22 protein-coding genes are annotated in these 24,749 nt (G+C 45.1%); 10 read left to right on the forward strand and 12 right to left on the reverse strand.

Annotated features, from left to right (window positions below; translation table 11 throughout):
- Window positions 1-10 precede the first annotated feature (10 nt).
- Complete coding sequence (locus L1D22_RS18015; protein ID WP_239830750.1) at window positions 11-1,627, reverse strand: methyl-accepting chemotaxis protein; 1,617 nt, start codon at window positions 1,625-1,627, stop codon at window positions 11-13.
- A 177-nt stretch (window positions 1,628-1,804) separates the two neighbouring features.
- Entirely contained in the window at window positions 1,805-3,238 is a 1,434-nt protein-coding gene (locus L1D22_RS18020; RefSeq protein ID WP_081090249.1) for a sodium-dependent transporter, read from the reverse strand.
- A gap of 366 nt (window positions 3,239-3,604) precedes the next feature.
- Here L1D22_RS18020 and cls point away from each other — a divergent pair, with 366 nt between their 5' ends.
- Window positions 3,605-5,059: a cardiolipin synthase gene (gene cls / locus L1D22_RS18025; RefSeq protein ID WP_239830751.1), complete on the forward strand. Its 1,455-nt coding sequence runs from the start codon at window positions 3,605-3,607 to the stop codon at window positions 5,057-5,059.
- Window positions 5,060-5,240: 181 nt separating this feature from the next.
- Window positions 5,241-6,425, forward strand: coding sequence for a cystathionine beta-lyase (locus L1D22_RS18030; protein WP_052879889.1), 1,185 nt, complete (start codon window positions 5,241-5,243; stop codon window positions 6,423-6,425).
- 115 nt (window positions 6,426-6,540) lie between these two features.
- Here L1D22_RS18030 and L1D22_RS18035 read toward each other — a convergent pair whose 3' ends face one another.
- The 7 genes from L1D22_RS18035 to pspA all read right to left on the reverse strand — a co-directional run bounded on the left by L1D22_RS18035 (window position 6,541) and on the right by pspA (window position 13,864).
- On the reverse strand, window positions 6,541-7,107 hold the full coding sequence (locus L1D22_RS18035; RefSeq protein WP_239830752.1) for a DNA-3-methyladenine glycosylase I: 567 nt from the start codon (window positions 7,105-7,107) through the stop codon (window positions 6,541-6,543).
- Between the two features lie 77 nt (window positions 7,108-7,184).
- Window positions 7,185-10,295 carry an efflux RND transporter permease subunit gene (locus tag L1D22_RS18040; RefSeq protein ID WP_176681612.1) on the reverse strand — a complete coding sequence of 1,037 codons (3,111 nt, stop codon included), beginning with the start codon at window positions 10,293-10,295 and terminating at the stop codon, window positions 7,185-7,187.
- On the reverse strand, window positions 10,288-11,373 hold the full coding sequence (locus tag L1D22_RS18045) for an efflux RND transporter periplasmic adaptor subunit (RefSeq protein ID WP_239830753.1): 1,086 nt from the start codon (window positions 11,371-11,373) through the stop codon (window positions 10,288-10,290). The genes L1D22_RS18040 and L1D22_RS18045 overlap by 8 nt, the downstream gene beginning before the upstream one ends.
- Window position 11,374: 1 nt before the next feature.
- Window positions 11,375-12,409 carry an efflux RND transporter periplasmic adaptor subunit gene (locus L1D22_RS18050; RefSeq protein ID WP_239830754.1) on the reverse strand — a complete coding sequence of 345 codons (1,035 nt, stop codon included), beginning with the start codon at window positions 12,407-12,409 and terminating at the stop codon, window positions 11,375-11,377.
- Between the two features lie 156 nt (window positions 12,410-12,565).
- Window positions 12,566-12,952 carry an envelope stress response membrane protein PspC gene (gene pspC, locus L1D22_RS18055; protein WP_026084203.1) on the reverse strand — a complete coding sequence of 129 codons (387 nt, stop codon included), beginning with the start codon at window positions 12,950-12,952 and terminating at the stop codon, window positions 12,566-12,568.
- Window positions 12,945-13,178: an envelope stress response membrane protein PspB gene (gene pspB, locus L1D22_RS18060; RefSeq protein WP_029222098.1), complete on the reverse strand. Its 234-nt coding sequence runs from the start codon at window positions 13,176-13,178 to the stop codon at window positions 12,945-12,947. The genes pspC and pspB overlap by 8 nt, the downstream gene beginning before the upstream one ends.
- Window positions 13,179-13,192: 14 nt before the next feature.
- Window positions 13,193-13,864: a phage shock protein PspA gene (gene pspA / locus L1D22_RS18065; RefSeq protein ID WP_239830755.1), complete on the reverse strand. Its 672-nt coding sequence runs from the start codon at window positions 13,862-13,864 to the stop codon at window positions 13,193-13,195.
- A 272-nt stretch (window positions 13,865-14,136) separates the two neighbouring features.
- Here pspA and pspF point away from each other — a divergent pair, with 272 nt between their 5' ends.
- The 7 genes from pspF (at window position 14,137) to L1D22_RS18100 (ending at window position 21,315) form a co-directional block, all read left to right on the forward strand.
- Window positions 14,137-15,159: a phage shock protein operon transcriptional activator gene (gene pspF, locus L1D22_RS18070; RefSeq protein WP_102433192.1), complete on the forward strand. Its 1,023-nt coding sequence runs from the start codon at window positions 14,137-14,139 to the stop codon at window positions 15,157-15,159.
- A gap of 102 nt (window positions 15,160-15,261) precedes the next feature.
- Window positions 15,262-16,884: an ABC transporter substrate-binding protein SapA gene (sapA, locus tag L1D22_RS18075; RefSeq protein WP_239830756.1), complete on the forward strand. Its 1,623-nt coding sequence runs from the start codon at window positions 15,262-15,264 to the stop codon at window positions 16,882-16,884.
- Window positions 16,884-17,846: an ABC transporter permease subunit gene (locus tag L1D22_RS18080; RefSeq protein WP_239830757.1), complete on the forward strand. Its 963-nt coding sequence runs from the start codon at window positions 16,884-16,886 to the stop codon at window positions 17,844-17,846. The genes sapA and L1D22_RS18080 overlap by 1 nt, the downstream gene beginning before the upstream one ends.
- The gene (locus L1D22_RS18085) at window positions 17,833-18,720 is read left to right on the forward strand and encodes an ABC transporter permease subunit (protein WP_239830758.1); all 888 of its coding nucleotides are present in this window, start codon (window positions 17,833-17,835) and stop codon (window positions 18,718-18,720) included. The genes L1D22_RS18080 and L1D22_RS18085 overlap by 14 nt, the downstream gene beginning before the upstream one ends.
- Complete coding sequence (locus L1D22_RS18090) at window positions 18,720-19,721, forward strand: oligopeptide/dipeptide ABC transporter ATP-binding protein (protein ID WP_239830759.1); 1,002 nt, start codon at window positions 18,720-18,722, stop codon at window positions 19,719-19,721. Before L1D22_RS18085 ends, L1D22_RS18090 begins: the two co-directional genes overlap by 1 nt.
- Window positions 19,718-20,500 carry an ATP-binding cassette domain-containing protein gene (locus tag L1D22_RS18095; protein ID WP_239830760.1) on the forward strand — a complete coding sequence of 261 codons (783 nt, stop codon included), beginning with the start codon at window positions 19,718-19,720 and terminating at the stop codon, window positions 20,498-20,500. The genes L1D22_RS18090 and L1D22_RS18095 overlap by 4 nt, the downstream gene beginning before the upstream one ends.
- A 35-nt stretch (window positions 20,501-20,535) precedes the next feature.
- The gene (locus tag L1D22_RS18100; RefSeq protein ID WP_239830761.1) at window positions 20,536-21,315 is read left to right on the forward strand and encodes a DUF2927 domain-containing protein; all 780 of its coding nucleotides are present in this window, start codon (window positions 20,536-20,538) and stop codon (window positions 21,313-21,315) included.
- A 127-nt stretch (window positions 21,316-21,442) separates the two neighbouring features.
- Here the strand turns inward: L1D22_RS18100 and L1D22_RS18105 are convergent, their stop codons facing one another.
- Both L1D22_RS18105 and L1D22_RS18110 read right to left on the reverse strand, forming a co-directional pair.
- The gene (locus L1D22_RS18105; protein WP_004742050.1) at window positions 21,443-21,832 is read right to left on the reverse strand and encodes a DUF2750 domain-containing protein; all 390 of its coding nucleotides are present in this window, start codon (window positions 21,830-21,832) and stop codon (window positions 21,443-21,445) included.
- Between the two features lie 149 nt (window positions 21,833-21,981).
- A complete protein-coding gene (locus L1D22_RS18110; protein WP_239830762.1) occupies window positions 21,982-22,887 on the reverse strand; it encodes a manganese-dependent inorganic pyrophosphatase in 906 nt (301 codons plus the stop codon).
- A 201-nt stretch (window positions 22,888-23,088) separates the two neighbouring features.
- Here L1D22_RS18110 and L1D22_RS18115 point away from each other — a divergent pair, with 201 nt between their 5' ends.
- Window positions 23,089-24,303 carry a putative manganese transporter gene (locus L1D22_RS18115; RefSeq protein WP_239830763.1) on the forward strand — a complete coding sequence of 405 codons (1,215 nt, stop codon included), beginning with the start codon at window positions 23,089-23,091 and terminating at the stop codon, window positions 24,301-24,303.
- A 230-nt stretch (window positions 24,304-24,533) separates the two neighbouring features.
- On the opposite strand, the gene L1D22_RS18120 is transcribed toward L1D22_RS18115, so the two are convergent.
- On the reverse strand, window positions 24,534-24,749 hold a 216-nt coding region (locus tag L1D22_RS18120; protein WP_239830503.1), incomplete at its 5' end, for a transposase domain-containing protein.

The following is a 24,749-nucleotide window of genomic DNA, read 5'->3' on the forward strand; positions in this document are numbered from 1 at the left end:
GCACTAAGCACTAAGCAAGCTTAAACTTACCAACCAGAGCTTCTAGCTCAGCAACCTTAGCATTCAAACCTGAAGTGTTTTCAGAACTGCGTGTCGCCAGTTGCAAAGACTGCTCAGAGATATCACTGATCGCCGTAATGTCCGCCGCAATCTCTTTAGTCACAGCCGTCTGTTCTTCTGCTGCAGTCGCGATAGAGTTAACCATGCTTTGTACATTACCCGCACCGCTAACAATCGCTTCTAGCGCTGAAACAGCACCTGAGCTTTGCTCTACGCCAATCTCCACCAAACGGCAGTTATCTTGGGTGTAAGTGACCGCTTCTTGCGTGCCCGACTGAATAGATTGAATGATGCCAGATACTTCTTGTGTCGCTTTGGTCGTTCTCTCCGCTAGTGCGCGAACTTCATCGGCAACCACAGCAAAACCACGACCGAATTCACCTGCACGAGCCGCTTCAATTGCAGCGTTAAGAGCTAACAGGTTAGTTTGCTCAGCAATGTCTTCGATTACCTTGATAACACTACCAATCTGCTCACCGTGAGAACCGAGAGTATTCATTTGCAGCGACATATCGCTCATTTGAGTCGACACTTGTTGAATACTTGCTACCATCTCAACAATCACGTTACGGCCATCTTCTGCAGAAGTTTCAGAGCGGCGCGCTTCTTCATAAGTAGACGTGCCCTGCTGCGCAACTTCTGAAATGGTCAAGCTTAATTCTTCAGCAGCCGTTGCAATCAAGTTCGCTTTATTAGCTTGAGCTGAAGCGCCCGTTACGATGTCTTGGCTAATAGAAGATAGCTCACCAGTCACAGATTGAACTTCATGGGTCACAGAAGAGATAGAACCCAGTAGGTCGACCAATGATTTCTGCATCTGGTTAATCGACTTAGCCAGTTCAGCCAGTTCGTCACCAGCATCATCAATAATGTCGCCTGCCGTTAGGTCACCATTTGCGACACGTCGCGCAACTTGTTCAACACGAGTCAAACGCTTGGTGATAGAGCTAGACAACACATACGCAATCACACAACCAAACACGATCGCAATCGCAGACAACACCATGATGGTGCGCTCGATGGTAGTAAACGTATCGGTTAGCGTAAGCAATGATTGCTCAGTATCTGCACGCTCACTTGCAGATGCTTGATCCAGTAAGTTTTCAATGGGTATCAAGTTCGTCTCGTATAGAGAACGCAGCTGTTGAATGTTGGCTAATAGCTCAGACTGATCATTGATCTTAGGCACAAGCTTAGATTCAAACTCTTGGGTGAAGCGTCCCATTAACTCTTCAATACGCAGAATACGGCGATGATCTTCAGAGCCTCTGCTTTCCAAACGTTTTGCTTGCGCGATGGCTTGAGCAAACTCGTTCTTATTCGAGCGATAATCATTAAGCGCATTATCAACCTGAGTAATTGCACCCAGCGCATCTCGGTAGACATCACCCGCTTCATCAATCAATGCAAGATAGGTAACAGTACCCGGAACATCGTCCATTCTAATTTCATCTGCGCTTTTGTGGGCATCAATGACTTCAAACCAGACGATGGTAACTAAGGTAACAAGCACCGCCAAAATTGAGCCAAACCCAGCATAAAGCTTTTTTCTTACAGATAATTTCACACAACACCTACCTAAATAAACGACAGCTTATACAGCCTTAACATTTAATATATCGTCTACCAGACGGATAACTTTAGTGAATGTAAGGTTTTTATTTTTCGATAATAATTAAGTATTTAAAGCAAAAAAAACGGGAGCCATTGGCTCCCGTTTTTTCGTTATTTACTTAGCTTGCGATTATAGCTTCTTAGAGATAAGCGCAGAACCAGCGATAATACCAATACCTAGTAGCATGATTGCACCTTTACCGCTGTCGAAGCCAGAAGAGATACCCATGAACGCTACAATAGCGATAGCTACTGGGATGATGTATTTAACCAGTGTGTACCATAGACCGAATAGTGGGAAAGATACTTCACCGTCGTTAGTGATTTCTTTCTCTAGGTCAGCACGGTTTAGTCTCCAACCAGCGAAGATACATACCAACATACCGCCAACTGCTAGGAAGATCTTATCAGTTAGCAGGTCGAAGATATCGAACGCACCTGTACCGAACAGTGTTGGACCGAAGCCACCAAGTGATAGAGAAGCGAAGATACATAGAATCGCCATTACTACACTTGCAGACAGTACAGCTGTTACACGCTTCATGCCTTTCTCATCGATTAGGTAAGAAACCACAACTTCAAGCAGAGATACTGAAGAAGTCAGTGCCGCAACACTTAGACCAACGAAGAACATAAGAGCAAATAGAAGACCAACTACGCCGCCCATTTCAGCGAATAGCTGAGGAACAACAACGAATACTAGACCAGGACCAGCTGCAGGCTCCATACCGAATGCGAACATTGCAGGGAACATTGCAACACCAGCTAGGATAGCAACACCAGTATCCATTGCAGTAACCATAGCTGTCGTTTGAACTAGGTTCTCTTTCTTCTTAAGGTAAGAACCGTAAGTCAACATACAACCCATACCAAGAGATAGTGAGAAGAATGCTTGACCTAGTGCAGCTAGGATTACACCGCTGTCTACTTTAGAGAAGTCAGGGCTGAATAGGAATTCAAGACCAGCCATCGCGCCCGGAAGCATGATGCCTTTGATAGATACCACGATAAGGATGATGAAAAGAAGTGGCATCAGGATCTTACCCGCTTTCTCAATACCGCCAGAAATACCTTTCATAACAATAACAATGTTAAGTAGTAGGTATAGGCCCATCCACATAAGTGGTTGAACTGGGTTTGAGATAAAGCCACCGAAGCTGTCACCAATTGCTTCAGGTGCGTCTAGTAGACCACCAGCAATTTTACCGATGTATGCGATAGACCAGCCACCTACTACAGGGTAGAAACCCATGATTAGTAGACCACTCACTACGCCGATAACACCAGCGAACGTCCAACGACGGTCAGTTGTTTTAAATGCACCTACTGCTGATTTTTGCGTATGACGGCCAATAGCAAATTCAGTCAGCATGACACTGAAACCAATGAAAATTACGAAAAACAGGTAAATTGCAACGAATGCACCACCGCCACTCTCGCCTGCTGTGTATGGGAATTTCCAAATGTTACCTAAGCCAACAGCAGAACCTGCTGCAGCCATTACGAATCCTAACTTCGAACCCCAGGTATCGCGGGGTGTTGTGGTTGTATTACTAGTAGCCACGTGTACTCCAAACTTTTGTGTTATGTGATGTTGTGTTTTGCTTTGGGTGGCGTCTTTAAAAGATAAGATGTATAAAAAAATTTACACATCTAAAAGATTTGATTGACGCTCGTATATAGCAAGTAAACCAGTTTAAGAATAAAATTGGAAGTCCGAACCGTACATATTTCGTTACCAATGTAAATTTTTATGGTTAAATGCCGCGTTTTCATACAAAACAATCGTTTTCGTCTTAAGTTAACCAAAACTTAACAACTATAACCTGTTTACAGCTTTAGCTCTAATTTGTAAATAGTTGATTCCTTAAATTCCCATATCCGTAAAATAGCATTACTATCTAAGTGTCTCTTTTTTCGAGTATTCAATGTGGAAAAGCTCTACCATTTTTTAACTTTGGCATCTGTCGCGTTGTACTGGGTTCTCGTAGCCGGTGTAACACTGCGTGTTGTACTAAAACGACGCTCTGTCAGCGTTTCTCTCGCGTGGTTGATGGTTATCTACATTATCCCAGTTGTCGGTGTCGCTTGTTACTTCCTTTTTGGTGAGCTAAACCTAGGTAGAAAAAGGGCTGAACGCGCACATCGCATGTTTACTCCCTTTGGTGATTGGTTCAGAAAACTCGATGATTGCCAGCTCCACCTGCCAGGCAAAGTCGGCTCTCCTATCCACAAGATCGATGAGCTTTGTAATAATCGAATGGGCATTCCTGCTCTCAGCGGAAACACCCTATCGCTGCAATCTTCTCCAAACGAGATCCTACACGCAATTATCGAAGATATAGAAAACGCCCAGACCAGCATTAAGATGGTTTTCTATATTTGGCACCCTGGCGGCCTAACCGATTCAGTTGCTTCTGCTCTTATTCGAGCCGCAAAACGTGGTGTCGATGTTAAAGTTTTGCTCGATTCTGCGGGCAGCCCACGCTTTTTCAAAAGCCACTGGCTATCCATGATGAAAGATGCCGGTGTTCACGTTGTGCAAGCACTGGAAGTGAGCCCTTGGCGTATATTCCTGCGACGCTTAGATTTAAGGCAGCATCGCAAGATCATCGTGATTGACGAAACCATTGCCTATACAGGTTCAATGAACATGGTCGACCCTGCTCACTTCAAACAGAGTTCAGGCGTAGGTCAGTGGATAGATGTGATGGTTCGAGTGACAGGCCCGACCGTTAACGTGTTATCTGCCATTCACGGTTGGGATTGGGAAGTGGAAACAGGAGAACGAATCCTACCTGATTTACCAGAATGTCCGGTTGAAGAGGTAATAACGCATCACCCAGTTCAAGTCGTGCCATCTGGCCCTGGCATGCCTGAATATTTGATCCTGCAAGTGCTAACCATTGCGATCAATCAAGCGAATCACTCGGTACGTATCACTACGCCCTATTTCGTGCCAAGCGCCGACTTGTTAGAGACACTGAAAATGACAGCGCAACGAGGTGTCAACGTAGAGCTCATCATTCCACATAACAACGATTCACTGATGGTTAAGTGGGCATCTCGCGCTTTCTATACTGAATTACTTGAAGCTGGCGTGAAGATCTACGAGTTTTACGGTGGCCTTCTTCATACCAAGTCGGTTGTTATCGATGAAGAGTTTTGTTTGATCGGAACGGTCAACATCGACATGCGCAGCCTATGGCTCAACTTCGAAGTGACACTAGCCGTAGATGATGTGCACTTCACTCAGCAGCTCTCTGAGCTACAACAATCGTACATTGAATCATCTCACCCAGTAGTACTGGAGCAGTGGGAACAGAGAAACTTGCGAAATCGCTTCTTTGAAAGATTGTTCTATCTGTTCAATCCTCTGCTGTAATACCTATGATGAGTCAATTGCGGCTCATCACTTCCTCCCTTATGTTTTTAACCTTTCATCATTAATTAAGTGAAAGGTTAAAAAGCGAAAGAAAAGCGTAAAAACTCCCGCTCCCCTCTTGCTTTGAAGGCTATTGGCATGTTTTAAATAGGACATAACCGATTGATAAGGAATTCACAGCATGTCCGAGAACAAAACCACTAAGCTGATCACTGCAGGTCGTGATAAGAAGTGGACCAATGGTGTCGTTAACCCACCAGTACAGCGCGCTTCAACTGTCGTATTCAACTCAGTAGAAGAGAAGCGTAAAGCTACGATTAACCGCGCTAACAAAACACTTTTTTACGGACGTCGTGGAACCAACACTCATTTCGCCTTCCAAGATGCCATGGTGGAAGTAGAAGGCGGCGCAGGCTGTGCACTCTATCCTTGTGGTACGGCAGCTATCTCTAACGCCATTCTCTCTTTTGTAGAAACGGGCGATCATATTCTGATGGTCGACACCTGTTATGAACCGACGCGTGATTTCTGTGACACCATCATGAAGAAGATGGGTGTGGAGACAACTTACTACGAACCAACGATTGGTGAAGGCATCCAAGACCTCATCAAGCCAAACACTAAGGTGCTATTTACCGAGTCTCCGGGTTCAGTCACCATGGAAGTCCAAGACATTCCAACGCTCGCGCGTATTGCCCACGAACACGACATCATCGTGATGCTAGATAACACTTGGGCAGCTGGCGTTAACTTCTCACCGTTCGATTTTGGTGTCGATATCTCTATCCAAGCTGCGACAAAGTACATAGTGGGTCACTCAGATGTCATGCTAGGTACAGCGGTTGCCAACGAGAAATGCTGGGATCAACTACGTGAGCAGAGCTACTTGATGGGACAATGCGTTTCACCAGATGATGCTTACCTTGGTCTTCGTGGTATCCGTACTCTTGATGTTCGTCTGCGCCAACACGCAGAGAGCAGCTTGAAAGTCGCTAAATGGCTAGAAACTCGCCCTGAGGTTGACCATGTTCGTCACCCTGCTCTTGAGTCTTGCCCTGGCCATGAGTTCTTCAAACGAGATTTTACTGGCGGCAATGGCCTGTTCTCTTTTGTTCTAAAGAACTCAAACACAAAAGCAACGACAGCACTGCTTGATGGCATGACACACTTCAGCATGGGTTACTCATGGGGCGGTTTCGAGAGCTTGATTCTAGCGAATGAGCCAAGCAGTTTTGATAGCCTAAGAACGGTAGCGAACCCGAACTTCGAAGGTACTTTGATTCGTGTTCATATCGGCTTAGAAGATGTCGATGATTTGATTGCAGACCTAGAGGCTGGATTGGAACGTTACAACGCTCTGGTTTAATTTCGAAAGTTATAGCTATCACACAAAATAGACTCATTTCAAAAAGGTAGGATTGTCCTACCTTTTTACTCAACTCTACGGCATCACAATTGCTTAACTACAAGAAATAACACTTTTATTTGTAAGGACAACCAACTAGATGGTCATTAACCATACCTGTTGCTTGCATAAACGCGTAACAGATTGTTTCCCCTACAAACTTGAATCCTTTTTTCTTCAAAAACTTGCTCATCGCTTTGGATTGCTCGGTAGAAGCTGGGACTTGAGACATCTCTGTCCATTGATTGACGATCACCTCATTATCGACAAACTTCCATAAAGCATTCGATAAAGACCCAAACTCTTCCTGAAGTTCAAGCGTTGCACGCGCATTGTTGTAGACCGAGGCGATCTTGCCTTTATGCTTAACCACATCGAAGTTTTCAATGATATTTGGCACATTATCTTCATTAAGTGCAGCTAGCTTATTGAGGTCATAGTTTTCAAATGCAGCACGATAGCCTTCGCGTTTTTTGAGTATCGTAATCCAACTTAGACCGGCTTGGGCACCTTCTAGCGTAATGAACTCAAACAACACGTGGTCATCATAAACAGGCACGCCCCACTCTGCATCGTGATATTCCCTTTCAAGTTCATGTTTCAGTGCCCATGCACACGTTCTGTCCACTGTATTCGCTTTCATCTCGATGGTCTCTTTTTAGTAATCGTACATAAAAATAATGCCCCAAAAAGGGGCATTATTTCAAAGGTTAGTTGACGTTAAGCAACTTCAATTTTATGGAATAGGCGATACAGCACAGGTACTACGATTAGAGTGAGTACAGTCGCAAAACCTAAACCAAACATAATGGTTACAGCCATTGGTTTGAAGAAGATATCTGGTAGTAGAGGGATCATACCAAGAATGGTAGTGATCGCCGCCATACATACCGGACGAACACGACTCAGAGCCGCATCAACAACCGCTACATATGGATCTTTACCTGACTTCATCTCAATCTCAATTTGATCAAGCAGTACGATACCGTTCTTCAGAAGCATCCCAGATAGACTCAAGAAGCCCAACAACGCCATAAAACCGAATGGTGTATTCAAGGCCAACAAGCCTGTTGTAACCCCTATCAAGGCGAGTGGTACCGTTAACCAAACAATCAGTGGCTCTTTCACGGAGTTAAACAAGAACACAGTGATTAAGAACATGAACAAGTAACCCAGAGGCATGGTTGTGAAGAGTGACGCCTGTGCATCTGCCGACGATTCATATTCACCACCCCATTCCAATGAGTAACCCGGTGGCATCTCAATCGCTTCAATTTGTGGTTGTAAGCGTTTTTGTAGAGTCGAAGCCGTTTCTTCACCCAGTAGATCAGGATCCGCCATTACCGTCAGCATACGCTTACGGTTCTTACGGATGATCAGTGGGTCTTCCCATTCCAGTTCGTAACCTAACGTTACTTGTTGCAGTGGGATGTACTCACTTAGTGCTGGGCTCCAAATCTTCATGCCTTCGATGTTACGGATATCAACACGCTCGTCTTCAGGCAAACGAGCCACGATAGGCATCAGCGTAGTACCGTCACGGTACACACCAATCGATTTACCAGAGAAAGACATCGCAAGGAAATCATCAACGTCAGACTTAGTAATACCGTAACGACGAGCTTGGCTTTCATTGAACTGAGGCTCTAACACCTTAGTTCTTTCACGCCAGTCGTGACGAACGTTAAATGCACCATCATCAGCACGCATGATATCCATGACTTGAGCTGCAATTGAACGTAATACCGTTGGATCAGAACCTACAATTCGCGCTTCAATTTTCGCACCGCCACCAGGGCCTAATTCGATTTGTTTCAGCTTGTAGTCGATCTCAGGGAACTGACCATTTACATGTTCACGGAAACGCAGCATCAGCCCTTCAAGCACTTCATAGCTCTTCACACGAACCGTTATCTCGCCGTATGCGCTATAACTTTTCTCTGGTGAGTAAGTCAGCATGAAACGTTGTAGACCTTTACCTGCTGTCGTCGTGATGTGCTCAACTTCGTCTTGCTCTGCCAACCAACCTTCAAGCACTTTAAGCTTGGTGTTGGTCGCACGAATATCGGTCCCTTCCGGCATCCAAACATCCACTTGGAACATTGGTGTTGTCGAAGATGGGAAGAAGGCTTGTTTTACAAAACCAAAGCCGTAAACACTCGCACCCAAACCAATAATCAGAACGAACATGGTGAGCCAGGCACGCTTCATACAGAACTCAAGGAAGTTTTTATAGATAACAAAAACCATCCCGTTGTATGGGTCTTTGCCTTCGTTATCAGGATCAACCTTTTGGCCTTTGAAGAACATATCAGCAAAGAATGGCGTAATCGAGATTGCCGTAAACCAACTTAGCATGAGCGAGATCAGTAGAACCGTAAACAAGGTGCCACAGTATTCGCCGGTTGAGTCTTCAGACAGGCCGATCGGCGCAAAAGCGGTCACCGCAATAACGGTTGCACCCAATAGCGGCCATTTGGTTTGAGTAACGATATCGGTGGCGGCCTGCATCCGGGTTCGCCCCTTCTGCGTGCCGATCAATATCCCTTCCACCACCACAATGGCATTATCCACCAGCATCCCCAAAGCGATAACCAATGCGCCTAATGAAATACGTTGGAGGTCTATCTTGAAGTACTGCATGAAAATGAAGGTACCGAAAACGGTCAACAGCAGTATCAAACCGATCAACAGACCGGAACGTAGCCCCATGAAGAACAACAGAACCACGATTACGATCGCAACCGCCTGACCTAGGCTCACCACAAATCCACTTACTGACTTATCTACTTCTTTCGGTTGGTTATAAACCTCAGAGATGTCTATGCCGACAGGTTGTTGATACTTTAGCTCAGCAAGTCGTCGGTCAAAGGCTTCACCGACAGCAACCACGTTTACACCTTGCGCAAAAGAGACACCAAGGTTGAGTGCGAGTTTACCGTTGTAGCCGATGATGTTACTTGGTACTTCAACATAGCCACGAGTGACGTCAGCTACGTCTTTCAAATAGATAAGACCTTGAGCACCACCTTCTGTCAGAATCAAATCGCCGAGCTGTTCGACATTCTGGAACTCACCCGTTGGATGGATTCGAATGTATTCGTCGCCAATTCTTACCGCACCAGCACTTGATACAATATTTTGAGTCGATAAAAGATTAAATACCGTGCTTGGAGACAGACCTAATGAGCTAATCCGCTTCATCGATATTTCAATGAAGACTTGCTCTTGTTGCTGACCAGAAACAGAGACCTTACTGACCCCATCAACCAACTCCAGCTCTCGCCTTAGATAATCAATGTAATCCAGCAGCTCTTTATAACTGTAGCCATCGCCCGTTACCGCCAACAAAATACCGTAAACGTCACCGAAATCATCGATAACTTGAGGGTCATTAACGCCTGGCGGCAGTTCGACCTTCAAATCATTCACTTTTCGACGAAGTTCATCCCATATTTGCGGAAGATCATCGGGGCCGTAATTATTCTTCATCGTTACCGTGACCTGAGACAGGCCACGGCTTGAGATAGAGTTCACTTCATCCACATAAGTAAGTTGTTGGATCGCTTTCTCTAGTGGATAGGTCACTTCCTCTTCCACTTGCTGAGGGGTCGCCCCAGGGTAAGAGGTCACGACCATTGCATCTTTAATGGTGAAGGCAGGATCTTCTAGACGACCCAAACCAAAGAATGCAGAGACACCACCAATAAGAAAGATCAGAGATAGCATCCAGCTGATGACTTTGTTACGTATAAAGTAAGAAGCAACACCTGTGATCTGATCATCACCCTGTTGATCGTCATTTTGAGGCTTGTTATTCACTTCACTCATTGTTGGTCTCCTGAGACAATACTTCCACTGTCATCCCATCTCGCAATCGCGATACGCCTGCAACAACGACATGCTGCCCCATTTCTAATCCTTTCATTATCTGCAATGTTTTCTGGTTTGCTTTTCCTAACACGACTTGTTGTTTCGAGACTGTCTTGTCGTCGTTAAGAACCCACACATAAGAGTTTTGACGATCCAGTTCATCGCCGTCTGCATTGAATACCGCTTCGATTGGAATCAAAACGCCAGCCTTCAGATCCAAACCGATATCTCGGCCGTTTGAAGTCACCTCGACAGCCATGCCATCAAGAATCAAATCGTCTTCCGGCATAGGCAAAGCTAGTGTCACCGTGAACGTACCCGTGCTTGGATCCGGCTCAGTCGTGAATTCCTTAATACCGGCGGTGTACTCCTTGCCGCTTGGTACTCGCACCACAGCTTCAACATTCGACAGCAGCGTTTCATTGGGTTGATTCACATAGATTTGGTCAGGGAGCTGGATCACCACCTCGACATCCTCAACACTGTGAATGTTCACAATCTGTTGGCCTACTTGAATATTTTCATATTGGTCAACACTCACACGAGAAATAATCCCGTCAACTGGTGCTCGAAGATTAGTGAAAGACAAACGCAGTTTCGCAAGCTCTAACTCGGCATAAGCGATCTGACGTTGCGCGGCGATTTCATCAAACTGCGATTTCGCCAATAGACCTTTCTTCACCAACGGACTTGAACGTCTGTATTGGCTGTTGATTACCGTGTAACGCGCCTGAGCGTTGTCCACATCCAATTGATAATCGGTCGGGTCAAGCTCTGCAATGATGTCACCAGCAGAAACACGTTCGCCTTCTTTCACATCGAGCTTATTGATTTCACCTGCAACTCGAAAACTGAGATGAGCTTTCTCAGCCGCATTTGCGACCGCTGGGAAATAGAGCTTGTCGCTAAAGTCGATGACTGAAATCTCGACGGCTTTAACTAAGGGCGTGTTGTCCACTTCTACCACTTGTTTATCTTCACAAGCTGTCAGTAAGGCTAAACACGACAGCCCTGCGGCCACTTTAAGTGTTTTCATGTTATAGCCCCCTTTCCTTGATCCACTCTCGAACTTTCACGCCCGGCTCAAGACCATTAACGCCAGAAGTAACAATGCGGTCTCCATCATTCAGTCCAGAGACGATATAACGTTTTTCATCAATAACGATTGCCACGTTCTCGACAATTCCGTCGTTGTTTACGCGCCATACCGACACGTCATCGCCATCAGTTATCATGGCAGACGTAGGAATTTTGGTCGCAGCAGCCTGCGCAGAAACAAGGCTTACCGTGCCAGACATGCCCGGTAAAATACCGATATCGGTTGGTCTTTCCATTACCATGGTTACCTTGTATGAACCCGTTTTTGGGTCCGCTTCGGTATCAACTTCTTGGAAAGTCAAAACGTAAGGATTCTCAGGGAACGCATCAAATACCATGGTTGCATCGGTTTCAAACCCTGAAGAAAAGCGCGTGATAAGTTGGTCGGGTAATAAGAAAATGACTTTAAGAATCTGATTGGTTTGAATATTCATCACACCTTGTTTCGCCGCGATGTATTCATGGTTTTCAGCAGGAATGATGGAAATCGTTCCATCGTAAGGTGCAACCAGAGTGGTGTAACGCAGGTTAGCTTTAGCTTGGTTCAAGACAGCTTTAGCCGAGTTGTGATTCGCTTTCGCTTGGTCGAAATCTTGCTCTGAGACTACTCGATCTTTACGCAGCTTGATCGAACGTTGGTATTGAACATCGGCAAGCTTAAAGTTAGCTCTCGCTTGCTTCTCTAACAGTTGATATTCATCAGGGTTAAGCGTTGCAAGTTTGTCACCTTTGGTAACCTGTTGACCCGATGTAACATCGATAGTCTGAAGTAACCCAGGAACACGGAACGCAAGCACGGCTTTATCGCCAGCTTCTGTGGTGGCGGGAAAACTACGTTCAAAGGCATTATTGCCAACGGAGACAGTGAAGAGTTTGGCGGGTCTAGATTCAGGCTCAGGTACGGGGGGAAGCTCCTTACCACACCCAGACAACCCAGCTAAGGCCGTCAATAGGACAAGGGAGGCTCTATACATTGGTGATCATCCATATCTATAAATATTTTTATAACATAGATTAATCGTATGCAACTTACCAGTCGGCGTAAGATTTATTTAGAGAAAATTATTAAAAAAAATAACGGCTTGGAATAAATTTCCTAAACCGTTATTTAATCTTTTTAGGTTTTATCGCTACATGTTCTTAAATTCACGATTCACTTTAAACGTGTCTGAGGTGACATAAGCTTCCATGTTGCGGACACTGGTCTCTAACTTCTGGAAATCACCCTCTAAAGTGCCCAGTAAAGACTCCGCAGTTTGCCCCTTTTCCCAAGGCTTCTGCTTCAGCGTATGCTCTTGTTTGGCTTTCATCTCATCAACATACTGAGGTGGTTGTTTTTCAAGCATAAATGTCAAAGCTAAATACGCTAACAAAACCAGAAAACTACCACCGAGCAGCGCTGCAGAGATAACTAAGATCCGAACCAGCCAAACTTCAAGTCCAAAGTAGTTCGCTAAGCCCGCACACACTCCGGACAATTTGCCGTTGATTGGGTCGCGATACAGTTCTCTACTCATAGTTTCGTCTCCAGCTAGGCGACTCCGCATCCAGTATTTTTTCTAGTGTTTTCACACGATCTTGCATCGATTCTGCTTGCGCTGAAAGCTTGTGCAGGCGCTGAAGATCCGTTTCTGAAAGACCGTTACTGGATTTCTTCTTGCTGCGGTAATGTAAGAATAACCATAGCGGTGCCACGAAGATCAAGAAGACAATCAGTGGACCTGCAATTAGAAATGTTGACATAGAAAACTCCTAAATTATTTATCTCGGTTTTCAACTTGTTGCTTCAGTTTCGCTAGCTCTTTTTCAATTTCGTCTTGAGCTTGTAGCTCGGCAAACTCTTGGTCTAAAGATTTTGCGTTACCTGTTTTTGCGTAAACGTCAGCTTCAGCTTCTAATTCATCCACTTTACGCGAGAATTGCTCAAACTTCGCCATTGCTTCGTTGGTTTTGCTCGAATGCAGATGTTTTTGAACATCACGACGATTGCTCGCAGCATTATTACGAATCATCAATGCTTGCTGCTTGGCACGAGTTTCTGTAATTTTAGTTTCTAGCTTACCAATCTCACTGGTTAGCTTCTCGATGGTTTCATGAACCAAAGTTTGCTCTGTATGCAGGCTCTTGATGATGTCTTCAAGTTTTTGCTTTTCAATCAAAGCCGCTCTCGCCAGATCTTCGCGTTGTTTAGTTAGCGCTAGTGTCGCTTTATTTTGCCAATCTAGAATCTGAGTTTCGATAGCTTCAACTTTACGCGCTAGCTCTTTCTTGTCTGCGATAGCTTTTGCCGAGTTAGTGCGAACCTCAACTAGCGTATCTTCCATTTCTTGGATAATCAGGCGAATCATCTTTTCAGGATCTTCAGCCTTATCTAATAGTGCACTGATGTTTGAATTTACAATGTCTGCAAAGCGAGAAAAAATACCCATGAGGAACTCCTTAATTACAATGATGGCAAATGCGTTTTAAATCGTTATTCGATTCTCAATCCACTTACTCACAAATTTACGTTTGTTGTTAAACCTACCATAACTAATCCAAGTAGCGTGCCAACTTTTAAGCCATTTCATATCAGACACTTACAATAAAATGGTGATTAACTCGAGACATGCTATGATGAATTTAGCCAAGTATTGGTATTTTTCACCACTACAGCCCTTAAATGACCTCCACCAGCACTCAGCTCACACAAGGACCCGCTATGCAGCAGAATCTTATTGGTGAATCACCTAGCTTTCTCTCTGTTTTAGATAAAGTTTCTCAACTCGCACCAATTGAAAGGCCCATTCTGATAATTGGTGAGCGTGGTACAGGTAAAGAGTTGATCGCGCAAAGACTGCATTACCTTTCAAGACGCTGGGATCAACCTTTGATTTCTCTGAACTGTTCGACACTCAGCGAAGGCTTGATTGATTCTGAGTTATTTGGTCATGAATCCGGTTCCTTTACTGGTTCGAAAGGTCGTCATCAAGGACGCTTTGAAAGAGCTGAAGGCGGAACACTGTTTCTCGATGAGCTTGCTACCACTCCCCTTGCCGTTCAAGAGAAGCTATTACGCGTTATCGAATACGGACAATATGAACGCGTTGGTGGCCAAAAGGCTTTGAGTGCCAATGTAAGACTGGTGTGTGCGACCAATGCAGACTTACCTGAGATGGCATTAAAAGGCGAGTTCAGAGCCGATTTACTCGATAGATTAGCGTTTGATGTGATTACTATCCCGCCGCTTCGTGAGCGCAAAGAAGACATCACGTTATTGGCAGAATACTACGCCATCAAGATGTGTCGTGAATTGGAATTGGAGTTGTTTGTCGGCTTCGCTCCATCAGCCGTTGAATCGCTATTGGAGTACTCTTGGCCAGGGAATGTGCGAGAGCTGAAAAACGTCATTGAGCGCGCAATCTACCAGCATGGTAAGAATCCATATCCTATTGAATCTTTAGTGTTTAACCCATTCAAACCAGCATGGAAAACAGAGCAAGATTCGACGCCAGAAACTGGCAATGCTCAATCCAACAGCCATACTTCATCTGATAGCGCTTTTTCTTTGCCGTTGGATTACAAAGCATGGCAAGAGCAACAAGACATCAAGCTACTCAATCAGGCCTTAAAACAAAGCAAGTATAACCAGAAACAAGCCGCTGAATTACTCGGGTTAACCTACAACCAATTACGAGGAATGGTGAGGAAGTACGCGATTGTCGGACAAGCTAACGATAAATAGCTGCCCACACTAGATTATTATTTGGAGCCGAATAAATAAAATGTTAAATTGTCCGGATCTTGAGGCTCCTCTAACGCCTCGTTTCGAAAAGTATTTCTTTTTATGAAAGCACTAATAAGACTATCACTGAGCATCTGCACGCTGAGCTTTTTAGCCGGATGTGGTGAGAGTGTGGATCACGAACAGATCCGTGAAAAAGGCTTCATTTATTGCGGCCAAGGTAACCCTAGTACCTTCAACCCACAATTGGTTGATAGTGGCATTACCGCAGAATCGCTGAGCCCTCAAATCTTCGATACCTTGCTAACGCTTGATCCTATGACTTATCGACCACAACAGAACTTGGCGACAAGCTGGTCTGTCGATAAATCAGGTACTGAGTACACTTTCACATTGCGTCCTAATGTTGAGTTTCAAACCACAGATTGGTTTACTCCAACTCGTAGCATGAATGCGCAAGATGTGGTCTTTAGTTTCGAACGCATCATCGATAGCTCGAACCCATTTCACTATGTAGGTGGTGGCCTATACCCATGGTTTGCAGGCATCGACTTCAAAAACCTGATTGTCGACATCACAGCAGTCGATGACCTGACGGTTAAGTTCCAACTAAGTCGCCCTGATAATTCATTCCTCAACAACATCGCCACCAGCTACGCGGTCATTCACTCCAAAGAATACGCCAATAAGCTCGTTGCGGCGGATGAGAAAAACCAAATTGATTCTAAGCCAGTAGGCACTGGTCCTTTCTACTTAGATGAATACCAGATCAACGATCTAGTGCGCTTGAAAAAGAACACGCATTACTGGAAAGGTGACGTTCAAATGGACCAAGTTGTGTTCGACACCTCACAACGCGGAACAGGCACACTTGCCAAGCTTCTTCGTAACGAATGTGACGTACTGAACTCACCGATTTCAAGTCAGATCCCGATTATTCAAGCTCATGAAGAGTTACAGATTTCCGCAACGCCTGCGGTTAATGTCTCTTTTATTGCGCTTAACACAGAGCACCCAGCCTTGCGTGACTCGCGTGTCCGTAAAGCGCTGAACTTGGCGATCAACCGCCAGAACATTCTCGATTCTGTTTATTACGGTACAGGCACCAAAGCTTATACCTTGCTGCCTCCAACCTCTTGGGCTCACCAAAAGGACAGCGTTCAAGTTCGCTACGATCGAAACTATGCTGTCGCACTGCTAAAAGAAGCAGGTGTTGAACCGGGGTTAGAACTTTCAATGTGGGTACCTTTAGTGCCTCGCGCCTACAACCCAAGCCCACGAAAAACGGCAGAATTGATTCAAGCCAACTTGGCTGACATTGGTATTGAACTGAAACTCTATACCGACGACCGATTCGATCGCACTCAACTGTCATCCATTGCCTCAACAGACTTGCTTCTTACAGGTTGGATTGGCAACACGGGCGATCCCGACAACTTCTTACGTCCCCTGCTCTCTTGCAGTTCTGAACGCGCAGGGTTAAACGTTTCTATGTGGTGTAATTCGGACTTTGATTTCCTTCTGGATTTAGCTTTAGAGATCAATCAACAAAGGCACCGAGTGAACTTGTATCGACAAGCGCAAAACATTCTCAATGAAGAAGTTCCTGTAATTCCTCTGGCGCATGGCGTGCAATTCCGCGTTCACGACCGTTCGCTAACCGGCTTTAAACAGAGCCCATTCAATGCCCAACCTTTTGATCAAGTCAGAAGAGAGGTGCGCTGATGTTTTGGTATACATTAAGACGTATAAACTTATTCCTTATTACCCTAGCGATTCTGACTTTGGTTGGTTTTTCATTGCTTCGACTTGACCAAACGTCTCCTTGGGCTATACAAGATTTCTGGCCCGGTTGGATTAGCTATATCACTGAACTATCAACGCTGAACTTCGGTTTGAGTAAACACGGTGTGCCCATCATTGATGAGCTGGTCGTCGTATTCCCTGCGACTCTAGAACTGTGCTTCTTCGCCTTTGTGCTAGCGCTCTTTATTGGTATCCCTTTCGGAACTATCGCAGGCATGAGGCAAGGTAAATTTGTCGATACGACGATCTCGTTCACCTCAATGGCGGGCTACTCGGCACCTATATTTTGGGTCGCACTATTGATGATCATGGTATTTTCACTGCACTTTGAGATGTTCCCTGTTGGCGGTCGATACGATTTGCTTTACGAGATTGAACACGTGACTGGCTTCGCGATGATTGATGCTTTTTTTGCAGAAGGTCGTTACCGAGCACATGCGTTGCAAAGCGTTATCGAACATATGGCACTGCCTTGTCTTGTTTTAGCACTCGCGCCGACCACTCAAGTTATCCGACTCATGCGTGCATCGGTTGCAGAGGTGATGACTCAAAACTACATCCGTGCAGCACGAATAAAAGGTCTTTCAACACGAGAGATCATCACTCAGCACGTATTAAGAAATGCGATTCCACCAATTATTCCTAAGGTCGGTGTTCAGCTATCGAGTATGTTAACGCTCGCGATCATTACTGAATCGATTTTTAACTGGCCGGGGATTGGTCGCTGGTTATTAGATGCTCTGTCTAATCAAGATTATGTGTCAATTCAAGCGGGCGTAATTGTGGTGGCAACACTGGTTTTGACTGCGAACATTCTGTCCGATCTCTTGGGCGCGATGGTCAATCCACTGGTAAGGAAGGAATGGTATGCTAACAAATAACGTCTACCAAGAAGAACAGATTCCAACCCAGTTCGAGCGTTTCTGGCGAAGCTTCCGTGCCAATAATCTAGCGATGTTTGGCCTGTGGTGTTTGGTGCTTATCATTCTGGTTACGGTCACTTCACCATGGCTCACGCCGCATGACTCACAAGAACAAACGGGGCACCTATTAACGCCGCCTTCTTGGGATCCGGCAGGAACGGTTGAGTACTTCCTAGGTACCGATGATTTAGGTCGAGACATTCTTTCTCGTCTGATTATTGGCTCTCAGCTTACCTTTGGCGCTGCAGTTGTTATCACCTTTATCGCGGCCGTGATTGGTTGCCTAATTGGCGTACTTGCCGGTATGACACGTGGTTTGCTATCAAGCACACTCAACCACCTGCTTGATACGGTTATGTCGATTCCATCGTTGCTATTAGCGATTATCTTCGTCGCCTTTCTTGGCTTTGGTGAATTTAATATCCTGCTTGCCATCTGTTTGGCCCTGATACCGAGGTTTATACGCTCGGTCTATATCGCCGTGCATGCTGAAGTAGAGAAAGACTATATTCTCGCTTCTCGCCTTGATGGTGCGAACGACTTTTACCTATTATGGAACTCGATTGTTCCCAATATTCTTACCGTGGTTGCACTAGAAACGACACTGGCATTATCAGTGGCGATTCTTGATATCACAGCTTTGGGTTTCCTTGGCCTTGGCGCTCAAGCACCAAGTACAGAATGGGGCTCAATTTTGGGGGATTCAGTAGAATTGATTTACCTAGCACCATGGACAGTCACCCTACCCGGCTTAGCTATTATGTTTACAGTGATCGTGATTAACCTTGTCGGTGAAGGTGTTCGCCAAGCGCTAAATGCAGGAATCGAATAATGCCGTTACTTGATATTCGACATCTAACCATCGAGATTGAAACACCTCAAGGAATGGTTAAAGCGGTAGATCGAATGAGTATTACCCTCAATGAAGGGGAAATTCGTGGTCTAGTTGGCGAATCAGGCTCCGGTAAGAGTTTAGTTGCGAAAGCGATCGTTGGTGTTTGTAAGGAAAACTGGAAGGTCTCAGCTGACCGAATGCGACTGGGGAACGTTGACTTATTGCAACTGACTCCTAAAGAGCGTAGGCGCGTTATTGCACGTGATATCGCGATGATCTTCCAAGAACCGTCAACGTGTCTTGATCCTTCTGAAAAAGTTGGAAAGCAACTCATTGAAGTCATTCCATCTCGTGCCTTTGAAGGTCGTTGGTGGCAACGATTTAAATGGCGTAAGAAACAAGCTATCGCTTTACTGCACAAAGTTGGTATTAAAGGTCACTCTCGTCTAATGGACAGCTATTCGTACGAATTGACCGACGGTGAGTGTCAAAAGGTGATGATTGCCATGGCGATCGCAGCCAAGCCAAAAGTCTTAATTGCCGATGAGCCAACCAACGATTTAGACCCAATTACACAATCTCAAATACTGCGTTTATTGAGTAGAATGAATCAGCTCAATAACACGACTATTGTTCTGATCGGCCATGATTTAACCACCATTACCCAATGGGCGACTCGCATTACCGTTATGTACTGTGGTCAGTCTGTTGAGTCGGCTGACACGCAAAAGCTTTTAGATGTGCCGAAACACCCTTACACGGTCGCCCTATTGAAAGCGATGCCAGACTTTAATGACTGGCTCCCACACAAAGAGAAGCTTCAGTCGCTGCCAGGGTCGATCCCTCCACTACAGCATCTTCCTATTGGTTGTCGATTGGGCCCTCGTTGCCCATATGCGCAAAGACAGTGTGTGGAAATCCCACATACCAAGCGAATTAAGAACCATAAGTTTAACTGCCACTTCCCTCTGAATATGGAGAAGAAAAAGAAATCATGAGTGCATTATTAGAAGTCAGTGAATTATCCAAAGACTTTACGACTCGCTCTGGTCTTTTCCGTAAAAAGATTCATCAAGCGGTGAAACCGGTAAGCTTTACGCTTGAAGCAGGCCAAACGATCGGCTTCATTGGTCAGAACGGCTCTGGGAAATCGACATTAGCAAGAATGCTAGCAGGGATGGTAGAACCGACTGCGGGCGAGATTCGCGTAAACGGTGAAAAGCTAGAACACAAAGACTACTCGACTCGTTGTAAGCTGATTCGCATGATTTTCCAAGATCCGAACACATCGCTTAACCCACGCATTCAGATAGGTCGTATTCTTGAAGGCCCGTTGAAACGAAACACCAACATGCCTCCAGAAGCTCGTATGCGACGTGTGAAAGACACATTGTTACGTGTGGGTCTTCTACCGGAACATGCCTACTTCTACCCTCAGATGCTGGCTGCAGGTCAGAAACAAAGGGTTTGTTTGGCTCGTGCCTTGATACTTCAACCATCAATCATCGTTGCTGATGAAGCATTGAATGGTTTGGACATGGCAATGCGCTCGCAAATCATCAATTTGTTCTTAGAACTGCAAGAAGAGATGGGCGTGTCGTTCGTTTACGTATCTCAACACCTCGGTATTGTTAAACACATCACCGACAAGATCATCGTGATGCACGAAGGCAATGTGGTTGAGAGTGGCGAAACAGATCAAGTGCTGACAAACCCAACTCACCAAATCACCCAAAGATTGGTTGAGAGCCATTTCTCCAAAGCACCAAACCACTAAGTTGGTACAAGGCTATATTCGGTAAGAGGGAAAGTATGTTAAGAACCGCTTCACTGCTTCCCCTTTTGCTTGCTGCTGTTTCTTTTAATGCCGTAAGTACACCACTCACTTGGTTAGACAAGTCGTTTGTCGAAACGGCCTTCTACAACGTCGCACTGCAACACGAATATTCCTCAGGCAATAAACCACTCGCTAAATGGAAACAACCGATCAAGATATGGGTTGATCACCGAGTCGGCGACAAAGAACTCCATCAAGAGCTCACAGAACTTCATATCCAGCACTTATCCGAAGTGACGCAACACCCCATCAAAATCGTCAACAAAGAGTCCGAAGCCAATGTTAAGTGGATATACACGAGGCAGAGTAAGTGGGTAGCGGAATCTAAAAGCATACTCAAGCTTAAATCGACCCAGCACTTAAACAGCGCTATCTGTACCGCCGGTTATCGAACTAACTCCAAGGGTGAAATTGTTTATGCTGGGGTAGTTATTCCCGTTGATCAAGCAAGATCACGAGGCAAGCTTGTCGCTTGTATCGTAGAGGAGATAACGCAAGTGCTAGGGCTTCCTAACGATTCAGACAAAGCCTACCCTTCTATCTTCAATGATCACACACCAGAGGACCTATTATCGCCATTAGATGTGGTGCTACTAAAGCTATTATATGAACCGGAATTGAAAGCGGGCATGACCAAAGCACAAGTTAAGCCTGTGGTGAAAAAGATTCTAAAGAAATACAGCGAAGCAGGTGTGCTTCAACAAGCATCAAAAGCGGCTCAACAAGCACCTCTGTATCAGTTGATTGGATATTAATTAGAGCGTGAGATAGTGATTTTGTTGTTTGGGGAGAGCTGAAACGATAAAACAGAGCTAAAGCAGTAAACAGAACTAAAGCGCTGCCTAGCAGAAGGCAACGCTGACTTATGATGTTACAAGAATATTAGCGCTTAGCGGCTTGCTTCTTCAGTTCAAAATCGAACTCATCAGGGAACAGGATAACGCCTTCTTCTTGCTCGTTCGGGAATACAACGACAGCAAGTTCATCGTCTTCTAGACCGTTAGTCCAACGACTGTGCCATTTGTTTAATGAGATAGACTCAGCCTTACACTCAGCCCAGTCACCCGTCGCCCATGACTCAGCAAACTCTTGGTTTGGCCATACAGGAACACAGTCTTCGTCTTCTGTGTTTAGCATTACACAACCGTGCTCATCGGTTAAGATCCATACTTCACGGTTTGCTACGATTTCTTTCACACAGTACTTTAGGCGTTGCTCACCCGTATACTTATTAATTTCAGCGATTCTTTTATCATCTAGCTGTGTAGTCATCTTAATTTCCTACGTTAGTCATTAACTTTGCGCTTAAAGTTATTTTATGCCGAGTGCTTTTAACTGCAAATATTATCGATGAAGAAAAGCGCTTACTTCAAAGAAAAACGCCTGCTAAGTTAGCAGGCGTTTATTATTAAGTGACTTGATTAAACAAGCTCACCTTGTAGCCAAGGCCAGCCTTGCTTCTTACGGCTTAATGTATTTTCCATCATTAGCATGCCGTCTTTTTCGTGCTTAACCAATTTCTCAGCCCACTCACCTTTGTAAAGTAGACGAGTTTGAGCTGTAGTGATGTCAGTAAGCATTACAGCTGCGAATGCTAGACCGTCTTTCTCACAACGCTCTTCAAGATCAGCTTCTAGAGCTTCGATCATGCCATCTACTTGCTCAAGAGTCGCAAGTTCAACTTGACCTACAACAACATCGCGACCGTTGAATGGGTAGCCTTTAAGGTCTTTTTCTACTAGCTGTGCAGCAGATAGGCCTTCGATGTTTGTTTTAGCGATTAGAAGTGCTTTGATGAATGCATCAACGTCTTCTACGCCAGCGATTTCAGCAAGTTCAGCAACCGCGTCTTGGTCTTTTTGAGTACAAGTTGGAGATGCGAAACCAACAGTGTCTGAAAGGATTGCAGACATCATTAGCTTAGCGATTTGTTGAGAGATAGCGTGACCTTCAATCTTGAACATGTTGAAAAGTACTGTGTTAGTACAACCAACAGGCCAGATCCAAGCTTCCATTGGGTTAACTGTCATCACGTCACCTAGACGGTGGTGATCGACAATACCTAGGATCTCTGCGTCAGCAACATCGTCTGGTGCTTGTGCTAGATCTGAGTAGTCTACTAGCCAGATTTTCTCACCAGCAACAGAAGTACGAAGTTCTGGCATTTCTGCTTCAGCAACTTCAAGAATGTGTTGAGTTTCGCGGTTGATCTCGCCTTGGCGAATTGGTGTCGCTTCCTCGCCACGAGCTTTAAGAAGCTCTGTTGCAACTAACGCACTACAAATACTGTCACTATCAGGGTTTTTGTGACCAACAACTAAAATCATGTTTCTTCCTATTACACTAACAATTACGACTCTACCTATAGAGCCTCTCTTTATTAGGCACACTTTACCTTATTTTTTTAGTTTGGTCATGTTTCGTCGATTTTCCCCACTTCAAGAATAGAGAAAAACCCAAGAATGCAATTGATAATTATTATCATTCGTATATATTGATCTTTAGACACCTATTTTTGAGTAACACCTATGGATCGACTAATCTCATTTTTACCAAGCAGTAGCACTGCGAAAACCACTCAGTTTTCACTCTCTTTCAAGCGACTGCTTTTGCCTATTTCACTTGCCGCTCTAGTTGCAGCACCGGCTACGCGAGAGCTTACGGTAACCACCTTATCTGACGCCTTCTGGGCCGTGTCTTGTTATGTAGCTCTCACCCTGGCTGTCTATCACTGGCTGGCTCTCTACATCAACAAAGACAACGTATTCAGTAAGTTGGTCCATCAATCTCGCGCTAACCAAGTTGTATTTGCCGCTCTGATGGGGGCGCTGCCCGGTTGTGGTGGTGCTATCGTGGTAACCACACAATTTATCTCAGGTAAGCTCGGTTTCGGTGCTGTTGTCGCTGTATTGGTGTCCACTATGGGCGATGCGGCCTTTCTTCTTATCGCTAGCGAACCGAAGACAGGCCTCGCTATGATGGCGATGGGGGTCATTGTCGGTACGGCTTCAGGTCGAATCATCAATCTATTCCACGCCGATGACTTTTTACGCCCTAAAGAAGTTGAGAATAATGAACCTGTTAGAAGCTGTTCATCGCAATCACAAAACAAAGAAGCCGTTTCTAAAAAAGCGATCAATTTGCAAGGTTACTTGTGGTCAGTATTGATTATCCCCGGCGCTGCAGTGGCTCTACTTGGTTCTTTTCAAGTGGATGTCAACGAGTTACTCGCGTTGCCTGAAATGTCGATGGAATGGGCGGGGACAATTTTACTGATTAGCTCAATGTTTCTATGGGGTCTCACTCGAGAAATTGAAGATTACAAATCAGCCGTAAGTGAAGACGAGAAATGTTTAGGCTCTCATCCACTGCAAAAAACCGCTCAAGACACTAACTTTGTGACAGCGTGGGTTGTGGTTGCCTTTCTTTTCTTTGAATTTGGCTCAGTGTTGGCAAATGTGGATTTTTCGACGCTTTTCTCAAATTGGGGGATCATGCTCCCCCTGGCTGGGGTCCTGATGGGTTTGCTACCGGGCTGTGGACCACAATTATTGGTCACTAGCTTATACCTTTCAGGCGCACTTCCTCTTTCAGCTCAGGTAGGCAATGCAATTTCAAATGATGGTGATGCCCTGTTCCCTGCCATTGCGATGGCACCCAAAGCCGCACTGGTCGCGACCTTGTACTCAAGTGTACCCGCATTAATCTGCGCATACGGATATTGGTTTATGTTTGAGATCTAACTTGATCAGAGTTAACTCCATAGGCTTCTGTAAGGTCGGTACTTTGTATCGGCCTTTTTGCTTTCTAACCCCTTATCACTCTAATCACTGCTCTCCGCCGCTCTTATTTGTAAACGCCCTCTAATCTATACAGTTACTAGCTCCACCCTCAATACGCTTCTAAACACTCTACACAGTTGCTTTACCGTAAATACAAGGTATCCGCCCCATGAACCCACGGGGCGATATTACTAATGTTTGAAATTCCAAGGTAGGAGCGCATCGATATCTGGCTCTGCTTTCGCCAGCTCTTTCATGCACTTGACCATGTAGTCGTAGAGGATAAGGCCGTTGGCTTTTGCAGTTTCGACGATACTATAAAGCATCGCACTCGCTTCAGCCCCGTTAGGATTGGTCGAGAAGAGCCAGTTCTTCCTGCCAATGACCAGCGGTTTAATTGCGCGCTC

Origin of the sequence: Vibrio sp. Isolate34, assembly GCF_022397915.1 — a bacterium.
GTDB lineage: Bacteria > Pseudomonadota > Gammaproteobacteria > Enterobacterales > Vibrionaceae > Vibrio.